The 12353-nt window shown below is 41.8% G+C and carries 9 protein-coding genes; 1 reads left to right on the top strand and 8 read right to left on the bottom strand.

Annotation, left to right across the window (positions count from 1 at the left end):
- Nucleotides 1-7: 7 nt before the first annotated feature.
- Genes BM000_RS13895 through BM000_RS13910 form a run of 4 tightly spaced genes read right to left on the bottom strand, consistent with a single transcriptional unit; the run spans nucleotide 8 to nucleotide 4325 of the window.
- Nucleotides 8-940 (bottom strand): ABC transporter permease, encoded by a 933-nt coding sequence (locus BM000_RS13895; RefSeq protein ID WP_091499644.1) that lies wholly within the window; start codon nucleotides 938-940, stop codon nucleotides 8-10.
- 11 nt (nucleotides 941-951) lie between these two features.
- Nucleotides 952-1899 (bottom strand): ABC transporter permease, encoded by a 948-nt coding sequence (locus BM000_RS13900; RefSeq protein WP_091499646.1) that lies wholly within the window; start codon nucleotides 1897-1899, stop codon nucleotides 952-954.
- A gap of 39 nt (nucleotides 1900-1938) precedes the next feature.
- Nucleotides 1939-3123: an amidohydrolase gene (locus BM000_RS13905; RefSeq protein WP_091499647.1), complete on the bottom strand. Its 1185-nt coding sequence runs from the start codon at nucleotides 3121-3123 to the stop codon at nucleotides 1939-1941.
- The gene (locus BM000_RS13910) at nucleotides 3120-4325 is read right to left on the bottom strand and encodes a M20 metallopeptidase family protein (protein ID WP_091499649.1); all 1206 of its coding nucleotides are present in this window, start codon (nucleotides 4323-4325) and stop codon (nucleotides 3120-3122) included. The genes BM000_RS13905 and BM000_RS13910 overlap by 4 nt, the downstream gene beginning before the upstream one ends.
- A 352-nt stretch (nucleotides 4326-4677) precedes the next feature.
- On the opposite strand from BM000_RS13910, the gene BM000_RS13915 reads away from it, so the two are divergent.
- On the top strand, nucleotides 4678-6108 hold the full coding sequence (locus BM000_RS13915) for a M20 family metallopeptidase (protein WP_091499651.1): 1431 nt from the start codon (nucleotides 4678-4680) through the stop codon (nucleotides 6106-6108).
- A 67-nt stretch (nucleotides 6109-6175) separates the two neighbouring features.
- On the opposite strand, the gene BM000_RS13920 is transcribed toward BM000_RS13915, so the two are convergent.
- The 4 genes from BM000_RS13920 to BM000_RS13935 all read right to left on the bottom strand — a co-directional run bounded on the left by BM000_RS13920 (nucleotide 6176) and on the right by BM000_RS13935 (nucleotide 12309).
- Nucleotides 6176-7132 (bottom strand): glutathione S-transferase family protein, encoded by a 957-nt coding sequence (locus BM000_RS13920; RefSeq protein ID WP_091499653.1) that lies wholly within the window; start codon nucleotides 7130-7132, stop codon nucleotides 6176-6178.
- 372 nt (nucleotides 7133-7504) lie between these two features.
- Entirely contained in the window at nucleotides 7505-9238 is a 1734-nt protein-coding gene (locus tag BM000_RS13925) for an ABC transporter ATP-binding protein (RefSeq protein WP_091499654.1), read from the bottom strand.
- Nucleotides 9239-9527: 289 nt separating this feature from the next.
- The gene (locus BM000_RS13930) at nucleotides 9528-10205 is read right to left on the bottom strand and encodes a hypothetical protein (RefSeq protein WP_091499656.1); all 678 of its coding nucleotides are present in this window, start codon (nucleotides 10203-10205) and stop codon (nucleotides 9528-9530) included.
- Complete coding sequence (locus BM000_RS13935; RefSeq protein WP_091499657.1) at nucleotides 10180-12309, bottom strand: hydantoinase/oxoprolinase family protein; 2130 nt, start codon at nucleotides 12307-12309, stop codon at nucleotides 10180-10182. Before BM000_RS13935 ends, BM000_RS13930 begins: the two co-directional genes overlap by 26 nt.
- Between the last annotated feature and the right edge of the window lie 44 nt (nucleotides 12310-12353).

A 12353-nucleotide genomic window follows, 5' to 3' on the forward strand; every position in this document is an offset into this window, starting at 1 on the left:
TTAATATTTATTTTACTTCGCCATCAATTGCCCGTCTTAACCCGTCACCTAAGAAATTAACGGAAAGAACAGAAATTAACACCATCAGCCCTGCTGGTAACCACCTCCAATACTGATTAGCTAAAACAGTTAATGATTGCGCATTAGACATCATGTTTCCCCAGCTTGCTGTTGGTGGCTGAACACCAACGCCAAGAAAGCTTAACGATGCTTCCGTAATAATTGACGTCGCAATTCCAAACGTCATATTCACTAATATTAGCGTTAGTACATTAGGGAAAATATGCTTAAAAGCAATTTGAAAGGTGTGATAGCCTGATGATATCGCTGCTTGGACATAATCAGCTTGCTTGAGCTTCATCACTTCCCCTCTTACTAAGCGACAAAGCATCGGCCAGCCTAAAACACCAATTACAAACGTAACCGTCCAAATGTTTGGACCAATTAGACTTACAATAACAAGGATTACCATGAAATAGGGAAACGCCATAAATACTTCTGTTAAACGCATGATCGCACTATCCCAAAAGCCACCAAGAAAGCCACTAAGCAGCCCTAACGTTGTCCCAATAACCGCATAGATAGCAACTGATAAGACCCCTACTGTTAATGAAACGCGAGCACCATAAATCAACCGACTTAGCACGTCTCGACCTACCTCATCTGTTCCTAAGAGGAACTCACTTGTTGGAGCAGCCTCAAAGAAGCCAACAGTCTGATTCGGATTATATGGAGCAAGAGCAGGTGCAAATATGGCGACTAGTGTTAGTAATGTGAAAATAATGAGGCTTATTGTCGCTACTTTATCTTTTAAAAACCGTTTGACAATCGTTTTTGTGTAGCTGTCATCATTTTGGCTTATCCCCTGCGCTTGGCTAAGCTGCTCCATTTCAATAATTTTTTTCTGGGGAACCGGATTAAAATTTAACTGCTCCTCCATTTGCACACCTCCTAATAACGAATTCTTGGATCAACTGCTGCATAAAGTAAATCTGCTAGCAAATTAAAGACAAGCACAGACACAGCAGCAACAAGATTAATAGCCATTAGAACCGGATAGTCTCGGGCATTTATAGCTGAGATCATCCATTGACCAATACCTGGCCATTGAAATATTTGTTCTGTTACAATTGCGCCGCCTAACATTTTGGGAATATCGGTACTAATGACTGTAATAATTGGCACCCAGGCATTACGAACACCGTGCCCCCAAAGTATCAGCGTTTCCTTCAACCCTTTTGCGGTGGCGGTTCTCATATAGTTTTCGGCAAAGATATCAATCATACTTGCCCTGACATAACGAATCATATTAGAACAGTAAAAAGCTGCAAGGACAATTGTCGGTAGAATTAAATGCTGCATTCTATCAACTAGACCACCACTTCCACCAAGGGTTTCCATCCCCCCCGTTGGCAGGACACCTAATTGCAATGCGAATATATAAATTAAAGCTAACCCAAAGAAAAAGTTTGGAATAGAAATCCCTAGAAAGGAAACACCGGTAATTAGATTATCAACGAAGCCATTTTGTTTTCTTGCACTAATAATCCCTAGCGGTATTGCCAGTAAATAAGAGACGAGTAGGGTTGAAGCCATTAATGTCACAGTTGCGATTATCTTTGTTGGAAGCACATCAATGACTGGCAAGCGTGACGCAAATGAAAAACCTAAATTACCTTGCACAAGATTCAGTAACCACTTAAAATATTGAATTGGGAAAGGCTGGTCTATCCCTAAACTTGAACGCATCTGGGCAATTTGCTGCTCAGTTGCATTCTCAGAAATGTATAAATCCGTTGGGTCACCAGGTGCTAAATTAACAATAATAAAGCAGAACACGGTTACCATTAATAACACCGGTATGGTAATAAGGATACGCTTTACAATATATTTGCCCATTGAACAGCCTCCATTTTTAAAAATTTTGTCGACCTTTCGCTATAATAAATATTGTGCAACAAGCGCTAAAAACGCTTGACCTGATTGATGTAAACACTCTTCATCTATTTTAAATTTAGGATGGTGATGTGGGTAATTAGCTTCTATTTCAATATTCTCGCCACCTACGCAAAAGAAAGCGCCGGGCTTCTCTGCTAAGAAGTAAGAAAAATCTTCGCCACCCATCATGACAGGAAGTCTGATAATATTGTCTTCCCCAAACTGGTCAGTTATGGTTTTAACAAGTAGGTCAACCTCTGCTGGTGTATTCTTTACTGAAGGATAACCATCGGTATAACGAACAGCTGCTGTCCCACCCTGAATTTCGGCAATGTGTGGGACTAAACGAAGGAGACTGTCTTTCATAAATGATCGTACCTGGGCATCCAAAGTCCGAACTGTCCCACGAATTTTTGCCGTATCGGCAATAATGTTATACGCCGTACCTCCTGCCTCAACAGTCGCAAAGGTGAGTACTGCTGGGTCAGTTGGATCTACTTTGCGACTGACAAGTGTCTGTAAATTAGTAATAATTTGGCTCGCAATGATAATTGAGTCAACTGTTTGTTGTGGTCGTGCAGCATGCCCTCCCTGTCCCTGAATGTTAATTTCAAAGGAATCAGCTGCTGCTGTTGCATAGGATGAGGCATAGCCAATCTTTCCTTTGGGGATATTTGAAGCAACATGAATACCAAATACGTAATCAACACCTGCAAGCGCGCCCGCCTCCACCATACTCTTCGCCCCACCAGGCAATACTTCTTCAGCATTCTGATGAATGAGCACAACATTGCCTTTTAACGAATCACGATGCTGGTGCAGGATTTTTGCAACACTTAATAAAGCAGCCGTATGGACATCATGGCCACACGCATGCATGATTCCGACATTTTTCGACACAAAGGCAACGTCAGTCTCCTCCGTAATTGCCAATGCATCAAAGTCGGCACGCAATGCAAGCGTTGGACCAGGATGAGCACCTGTTATTTTCGCAACAATACCATAGCCATTGCCAACGTTCGTAGCAATATCTGTAATGCCGTAACCTTGTAGCGTTTTTAGAATGAACCCTGCTGTCTCCTTTTCTTGAAAGGATAGTTCAGGATGGGCATGTAAATAGCGCCGATTTTCTGTTGTTTCCGTTTCGTTAGCCTCTAAATCTTTTAACCATTGCGTTAGGCTCATGCTGGTTCACCTACCTTTTTCGCTAAATAGTGATTAATTAATAACGCAAATGCCTTTGCACCAGTGAGCATGCTCCGCTCATCGATGGTAAACTTTCCGTGATGATGGGGGTATAGTTCTTCCTGCTCAACTGATCCCGCGGAAACAAAAAAGAAGGTGCCCGGCTTTTTCTTTAAATAATAAGCAAAATCTTCGCCACCCATCACAACTGGTGATTGATCAACCATTTCTTGGCCAAATTCCCCTTTAAATAACTCCTCTACCAGTGAAGTCTCTTCAGGATAGTTATACACTGATGGATAGCCCCGCTCATATGTTACTTTTCCCGTTGCTTGGTGCGCTTTACAAACATATTCGGTCATCTCCTTAATGCCCTGCTCAATCATATCTTGAACCTCTGGCTTTAAGGTTCTGACTGTCCCACTAATGGTGGCCCCGTCAGCAATAACATTATGGGCACCCTCCCCAGCTTTAAACGTAGCAACTGAGAGAACTGCATGGTCAATGGGATCTTTCCGTCTCGACACAAGTGTTTGAAGCTGCTGAATTAGATGTGCACTAACCACAGCTGGATCAATACTCGTATGAGGTGATGCACCATGTCCGCCTTTACCTTGAATCTCAATGGAAAAGGCATCAGCCGCTGCCATTGCATAGCCTTCACGAATATATATTTTTCCGTTGTAAGGATCATCGCCCCTTACGTGCCAACCATAAACAGCATCAAGTTCATCTAGTAGTCCCGATTCAACAATATCCTTCGCTCCACCGGGTGGGACCTCCTCAGCATGCTGGAATATAAAAATAATCTTTCCGATCAATTCTTCACGAAGAGGTAGCAGAGCCTTAGCCAAGCTTAGCAAGCCAGCCGTATGCGCATCATGCCCGCAAGCATGCATGACACCTTCTTGTGTTGATTGAAAAGAAAGATCTGTTTCCTCTTGTACAGCTAATCCATCAAAGTCAGCTCTAAAACCAATTGTCGGACCTAGATTACCAGAATCCAGAGTAGCAAGAATACCACCCCCGCCAACCTCTTCTTCAATCAAGGTATAACCATAGCTTACTAGCTTGTCCTTAATGAATCTCTTTGTATTCAATTCGTGAAAAGATAGCTCGGGATGCTGGTGAAGATAGCGGCGATTTGTGACCGTGTCTTCGAATTGTGCTTCTAAAGCTGCTACTATTTTTTCGTAAAGCATATGTTCTCCTCACTTTCTTTTTTGCTCTTTTTTTATCATTGCGAGCAACTCGTCATGATGGCAACTCTGTCTCTGTTGCTGCAATTTATAAAGCTAATGATAAGTATTATAAAAAACAATTCTTTAAAACGTCAATAACTTTTTTGAAAATTATAAATATTTAGATAATTAATTATTATAAAAACATATGCATAAAAATGCGTTGTATACCTACTTTAAATCGCTTACTAAAAATTTATTGAAAAGCCATCTAATGGACGAATATCTGACAAAGAGGTTGACTAGACCAGTGAATAAAAATAACATAATCATACATTCACTTTTTCACAACACGATGAGGAGGACCGCTATTTTGGATAAAGCAAAAGTCATAGCGATACTTGAAGCAAAGAAACAAACATTTATTGAGGCATCTGATCAGATCTGGGAGACTCCAGAACTACGTTTTGCTACTAATCAATCTGTTGAACAGCACTATCAGGTGTTGATGTCGGAGGGCTTTCACATCAAAAAAGGCGTAGCCAATATGAAAAACGCCTATGTTGCTAGCTACGGGACAGGAAGCCCGGTCATTGGTATTCTTGGCGAATACGATGCCTTATCTAATCTTAGTCAGGTAGCTGATCTCGCTGAAGAAAAAGCCGTTGAAATTGGCGGAAATGGCCATGCTTGTGGCCACAACTTGCTTGGCATAGGGGCAATTGCGGGCGCAGTCGGGGTGAAGGAATATCTTGAAGAAACAGGGCAGTCTGGCACAATTAAGCTGTATGGCTGTCCAGCTGAAGAAGGTGGCTGTGGGAAATCCTATCTGGCGCGGGCAGGTCTATTTGATGATTTGGATATTGCTTTAAGCTGGCACCCCATGGATAAGACAGCTGCATGGGGGTCAAGTAGTCTGGCGGTCTATCATGTTGACTATCACTTTAAAGGAACTGCCGCTCATGCTGCTGGTGCGCCTGAACTTGGTCGGAGCGCATTAGATGCCGCCGAGCTAATGAACATTGGCGTCCAATATTTACGAGAGCATATCATTGATGAAGCGCGCATCCACTATGCATACAAGGATACTGGTGGGCGTTCACCTAACGTCGTTCAAGCGAGTAGCACGTTGTTTTACTATATTCGCGCACCAAAAATTGAACAGGCTAAAGATATTTTTGAGCGAGTTAATCGAATTGCCGAAGGAGCAGCGTTAATGACTGATACTAAACTCAGCATTCATATTGATTCTGCTTGTTATAACTACATCCCAAATAAAACAGTGACAACTAATTTGCATGAGAATTTAAAGTTATTAACACCCTTATCATTTACCGAAGAGGAGTACGCGTATGAGCAGAAGTACTTTGACACTGTTTCTAACCAAGTAAAAGCAGACATTTTTGATTACGTACATGCAGCATTCCCCGATCTTGATGACGAGCAAATTAACCAATTAGCCAATGAACCGATTAGCTCTCCTTTATACCCATTAACCTTTTCCGGGAAAGCAATTGGTTCCACCGATGTCGGTGATGTTAGCTGGATCGTCCCCACTGGACAGGTATTTATTGCCTGCGAGCCACACGGAACACCTGCACATAGCTGGCAATGGGTAGCTAATGGTAAATCATCAGTTGCGCATAAAGGTTTTATGACTGCGGGTAAAGCGATGGCATTAAGTGCAATTGATTTAATAAATAACCCTGAGCTCATTAAACAGGCAAAGAAAGACCATTTTGAATTTTTACAAGGTAGAAGCTACGTTTGTGCCATTCCAGATGATGTTATGCCTGAAGAATAGTTGGTTAATTAATAAAAGAAGAAACGCCCCTTTAATAGAATGCGTCTCTTCTTTTACTACTTTATCATTATTCAAGACCTAGTGTTGGCCCAACAGGTACAATACCATTTGGGTTAATTTTTTTATGTGTTCGATAATAATGCTCTTTAATATGGCTAAAGTTTATCGTCTCAGCAATTCCGGGAACTTGGTAGAGCGCTTTGGTATACCGCCACAAGTTTTTGTATTCCGCTAGTTTTCTAATATTGCATTTAAAGTGTCCATGATAGACAGAGTCAAATCGAATTAACGTCGTAAATAAGCGCCAATCAGCTTCAGTAATCTGATCACCAACTAAATATGCTTGCTCACCTAAGCGCTGTTCAAGCTGATTAAGTGTGTCAAATAGCTTGTGAACCTCTTCTTCATAAACAGCCTGCTCTGTCGCGAAGCCTACTTTATAAACACCATTGTTAATTGCATGATATATTTCTTCATTAATATTCTCAATCTCTTCAAGCAGTTCATCGGGAACGTAATTCCCTTGCTTGGCACCTAAGTGATTAAAGGCTGCATTTAGCATGCGCATAATGTCTGCCGATTCATTGTTAACAATTTTATCTTGCTTTAGGTCATATAAAACGGGAACCGAGACACGACCACTGTAATTCGGATCAGCTTTTACGTAAATCTCATATAAGTATGTCGCATTCATCACCGGATCAGGAATAACACCATCTGCCTGTTCAAAGGTCCAGCCCTTATTGTCTCGATAGGGATTAACCACTGATACTGAAATCGCATCTTCCAACCCTTTTAAGTTTCGCATAATAAGCGCTCGATTAGCCCATGGACAAGCGTAAGAAACATACAAATGATAGCGATTTGCCTCTGCTTCAAATCCACCTGCTCCGGTCGGACCGGCAGAGCCATCAGCTGTAATCCAATTTCGAAATTGTGATTCCTTCCGAATAAATCTTCCTTCTTCATTTGTAGCTAAGTCTTCTTCACTGTCATACCATTTCCCACCTACTACTAAACCCATCCAATCACCCTTTCCTATCAGATACCTATGCATGTTAAATTCACTATATCGATAGGCTTTAAACCATATTTATAGTAAAAATTCAAAAAATAAAATGAATCATTTGCGGTTACAAACAGTTAATATGCAATAAAAATCGATCTTCCTTATTGACAGACTCCTCTTGTCCACCTTGTTTAAAACAAAGTAATAAGTGAATATTAATCGCTTTCAAGTACCAGCTACCTAGACAAAGTGACTGGGACAAAAGCGTAACTAGCTAAAAAAATCCGAACATTATGTCTGAAAGCATATACGGTTCGGTAAAACTCTTCGCTTAGTCATAATGTTCGGATACCCAGTTTTAAATATTTAATTATGTCTTAACCTCTGCTACTGTTTAAACTGTTGCTCGTATAAATGTGCATAAGCTCCTTCTTGGTTAATTAATCCCTCATGTGTCCCTTCCTCAACTACAGCCCCGTCACTAAGGACGACAATGCGTTGGGCATTTTGAATCGTAGATAAACGGTGAGCAATGACTAAGGTCGTCCGTCCTTTAGCAAGCTTCTCCATGGAAGCTTTCACGATGTATTCACTCTCATTATCTAATGCACTTGTGGCCTCATCTAAAATAAGGATAGGCGGATTTTTCAAGAAAACCCGGGCAATACTGAGGCGCTGTTTTTGCCCGCCAGACAAGCGAACACCACGCTGACCGATATCGGAGTCATAGCCTTTGGGAAGATTTATAATAAAATCGTGAGCATTGGCCTGCTTGGCCGCTTCAATTATTTGTTCATCAGTTGCAGCTGGATTACCATAGCGAATATTATCTTTAACTGAACCCGAAAACAGGTAAACGTCCTGCTGGACAATCCCGATCTGTTGACGAAGAGCGGTCAGGTCAATTTCTCGTACATCACAGCCATCAACCAGAATACAGCCCTCAGTTACATCATAGAAACGTGGAATTAATGCGCTGATTGTCGTTTTACCAGCACCAGAGGCACCAACTAAAGCAACATATTCACCAGGTGAAATTGTTAAATTAAGCTTTTTAAGCACCGCTAAGTCCGTGTTGTTATACTGAAAGGCAACCTGATTAAAGACAATCTCGCCACTTATCTGTAGCTGTTTGGGGTTTTGTGGATTTCTTATCTCTGCTTGGGTACCGATCAGCTCACTAAACCGTTGAAATCCAGTTAGCGCCTCCTGTAGCATGGAGCTAAATAACAGCATGCGCCTAATTGGCGCAACTAGAAATTCAACATAGAGCATAAAGGCAATTAAGTCCGGAAGCTCAAGCGCCTGTTCCATAATCATGTTGGCACCAATTAGCACGACTGCAATGGTTATCGCTTGAATAAAACTTTCAACACCGGTATAGAGTACCGTTTCTGCTTGATAGGTTTCTTTTCTACTTGAAAAAAATTGGTTATTTCGTTGCTTAAATTTATTAATCTCAAGCTGTTCGTTAGCAAAGGATTGCACGACCCTAACACCAGATAAGCTATCTTCGACCTGGGCATGAATCTCAGCAATCTTTTCTTTATTGTCAAGCATCGTCTTATTTAGCTTTTTATTGTAAAGGTATGAAAACCAAGCCATAATCGGTAAAAATGCGATCACAATCAGGGATAGGCGCCAATTCATGATAAACAAAATAGAAAAAGCTCCAATAAAGCGGAAGCCAAACAAAATGATATCCTCAATTCCATGGTGATAAACCTCTGATACAGCATAAAGGTCATGACTAATCCGACTCATTAGCTCACCAGTTTTTGCTTGGTCAAAAAAAGAAAAGGACAAGCGTTGAATATGCTGAAATAAATCACCTCGAAGATCCTTCTCCATCCGCGCGCCTAACAAATGCCCTTTGTAATCAAGAAAACAACGACTTGCCTGCTGCAAAACGGTTATCGCAACCATAAGTAGGCCAACCCAAAACACCTGAGCTTGCGCAACACTTAGATCAGCTGCCAGCATCTCTCCAGTTACATAGCGAACAAGCAATGGAAACATTAAGGCCAGAATAGTTGTCACAAATGCACAGATTAACACAAAACTAAGCTGACTTAAATAAGGACGATAATAAGATAAAAACTGTTTAATTGGAAATTTCATAAATGGATTAATCCCTTTCGTTAACTGGTTTTAAATAACGAAGGGTGATGAACCGTCTATCTGTTTCTAGTTAGCAAGGATCTCCCCTTCGTAAATCATGATGTTGATCATAGTCATTCTTAGCATGTCAATCATTCCTTTCAGTGTGTATTACTTCCTATTATAGAATCTGTGAATTTTTCCAGCAAGATTGATTATGGGATTTTTTTATTATATAAGAAAATACCCACTATCGAAAAAAAGAGCTCCCCGAAATGGCTTCGAGGAACTGTTCGCGATCTTATTAAAATTAAATGACGCCTTTTAGCTTGATCATTTGTTGATAGATGCGCTCGCCGTGTAATGGGTTATAAGCATAGGCTAATAATACATCTAAAACAAATGGTGAAAAATTGAGCTTGTTCATTTGCTGAGCAAAGCTCATGGCAGCAATTTCACTAGCCGCTCTAACCTGGCTACGATGCTTATAAAAAAGAAAGCGCCACAGGACAACTTGCTCCATTTGTGTGTAGACCTCTGCCTCTTCACACTCAATATGATGATAGAGCTCATGCGCTAAAATAATATCAGTTAATTGACTTGGCGAGACATGCAAGCACTCACCGAGCAGTTTACTTACCTTTGCAATCGGTTCGGTCATTAGCTCTATGCCTTTCGGTGGTGTATACAGCGCATAGCCAATTCGATTCGCCAGAGGTGCTGTATGATTAGCTTCAATCTGTAAACCATAAGACGCCACTAGCTGCGTAATTGAATAGTCTCCATGTATTTCCCTAACTGTTTCAGCCCACTGGTAGCCACAAGCTATAGAAGCAATAATGATCCTGTGCTTCTCCTTTGTGGTGAACTTATTCTTTAGCAGATCCTGTTCAAACGCATACAGGCCCCAACACTGATCAGATACTTGACTAAGCTCTGCGATAAGCTCGGGTAAGGACTGGTTAGGTTTGTTTAATATTTGCGGCAATAATCATCACCTCTTGAGACGGTTCTAGCGTAGAAACCTCTAATTCTGTTAACAGCTTTAGCTGATCAAACTCAGTCGCGGTAAAGTCAGTTACTTTAGCGCCTAAACAGAGATAGAAGTCAGGTCGAGCAATGAGCTCGGTTTGATAAACCGCCATCTCCTCCCACAGCCTTTCTAGTTCGACTAAATAGTTTTCAGCGGTTGTGAGCGTACACATCGCATGACCACGCTGAACCTTAATAAAGCCTTTCTTATCAATAATTCGAATCGCCCCAGCACCTTTTTCATTTACATCCGCACCATACACGTAAAAGAATTTAGTTGAAGCAAGTAGCTTTGTTTCTTGCTCCGAGACGCGTAGATCCTCGGCTGCGATTTCTCTGGCTTCATTCGTGTCAACCTCTTTTGTTAAATCTGTTGCTTTCACTTCAGTTGAGCCCGTGGCTATTGCCGTTACCTTTGACGTTTGGGGGTCAATCTCGACATGGACCTCTACTGACTCTGGTGTCGCACCCGATTCGATTGCCTTATTAGCGGCCTCATTTTTAATAAACCGGATATCATCGGTACTTGGCGATGGCATAATGCGTTCCACAACATCTCTGACCATAGCCAAAGCTACACCGATCGATGAAACGACCTCAGCATTTTCTGGAATCGAATACTTTACACCCATTTTTCCACTAAAATAGACAATTAAAGAAGCAGCCCCACCACCTACTCCAACTAAAGAAATCTGATCTTTTTCCAGCTTATATTTATCAGCTAACTCTAAAATAATCGGCGCGATCTTTGCATAGGCCTTCTCCATAATCTGCTTAGCAATATCCTCAACAGTCGTCTCACAGTAGTCTGCTAATACCTGCATCGCACATCTGGCTGATTCAACATTCCCATAAGAGAAGTGGTCTGGACTTACTAAGCCAAGGACATTGGCGGCACAAGAGTTGGTAATGGTCACTTCCTCACCATCCGCCAACACAACTTTGACATAATCAGCTGGATCACCCTCCTTAGGAGAGAAAAATAACAGCTGTGGCTGTTTCATTTTATCAGTTTCAGTAAACACAGCATAATCAAGTCCAGCAATATGAGCAGAGCGAGGACCGACATCAACGATTCCTGACTTATCTGCACGAACCATTGATCCCCCGGCAACACCTAACACCCGCACATCAAGCGAGGAGATATAGGTAGCGTGTCCGCCCACTATTGAATAATCAATCGCTGGACGCCCATTCTTAATGACTCCGATATTAGTAGTCGTCCCACCTACCTCAAAATAAACACCATTAGATGCTCTTAAGTACATGAGCGACCCCATTACCGAGGCTGCTGGGCCAGAAAGCATCGTAAGAACAGGGCGTTTCTTCATTTCATTAATTTCCATGACACCACCGTCACCACGCATAATCATCAGCGGCACATGCACACCTGCCTCACGTACCGATGACTCTGTTGAGGTGGCTGTGTCAAGCATCTTCGGTAAAATAGAGGCATTAATAACGGCTGTTCGTGTCCGTCTCGTTAAACCATAAAGCTTTGTCATATCAGAAGCCATTGTTGTTGGCATTCCCTGATTTGCTGCAGCTTGATAAACAAGCTGCTCAGGCGTACCGTCATCTACACCAAAGGCCATTGAGGATACGAGCACCTTTGCCTGCTCACCCTTCAGTTGTTCAATCGTCTCTTCCACTTTGTTTGCCGATAAGCTTTTTAAAGGAAGGAACGAATTCGCAACATGAATATGCTTCTGATTCCCTAGATCAATATCCGAAATGCGTAGCTGGCGTTTAGCAAGAAAGCCCTCAACCCCTCCCTTGGACATACCAATAACGCCAACCTTAGCCACATCACCTTCAATAAGGGCATTGGTCGCTTGTGTTGTAGAGTGAGCCACAAAGACAACATCCTCAGGACTGATCTGATTTTCTACCAAGCAATTCTGAAAGGATTGTACGACACCGGCGGCTACTCCTCTGCAATCGTCATGCGTTGTTTTTACAGAAGACTTCCCAATGATTTCGTGAGTAGCATTATCAATTGCGACCGCCTTCGTATGTGTTCCACCTACGTCTATTCCCATTCTTACTGACCGTTTCATAAAATTGTCTCCTTACTTACTCGTTTAGTTACACGCCCTATTTT

Origin of the sequence: Amphibacillus marinus, from assembly GCF_900110345.1 — a bacterium.
GTDB classification, from domain to species: domain Bacteria; phylum Bacillota; class Bacilli; order Bacillales; family Amphibacillaceae; genus Amphibacillus_D; species Amphibacillus_D marinus.

Excerpts from the sequence above, each read along its gene's own strand:
- BM000_RS13895 (WP_091499644.1), bottom strand. The coding sequence starts at position 940 with ATGGAGGAGCAGTTAAATTTTAATCCGGTTCCCCAGAAAAAAATTATT.
- BM000_RS13900 (WP_091499646.1), bottom strand. The coding sequence starts at position 1,899 with ATGGGCAAATATATTGTAAAGCGTATCCTTATTACCATACCGGTGTTA.
- BM000_RS13905 (WP_091499647.1), bottom strand. The coding sequence starts at position 3,123 with ATGAGCCTAACGCAATGGTTAAAAGATTTAGAGGCTAACGAAACGGAA.
- BM000_RS13910 (WP_091499649.1), bottom strand. The coding sequence starts at position 4,325 with ATGCTTTACGAAAAAATAGTAGCAGCTTTAGAAGCACAATTCGAAGAC.
- BM000_RS13920 (WP_091499653.1), bottom strand. The coding sequence starts at position 7,132 with ATGGGTTTAGTAGTAGGTGGGAAATGGTATGACAGTGAAGAAGACTTA.
- BM000_RS13925 (WP_091499654.1), bottom strand. The coding sequence starts at position 9,238 with ATGAAATTTCCAATTAAACAGTTTTTATCTTATTATCGTCCTTATTTA.
- BM000_RS13935 (WP_091499657.1), bottom strand. The coding sequence starts at position 12,309 with ATGAAACGGTCAGTAAGAATGGGAATAGACGTAGGTGGAACACATACG.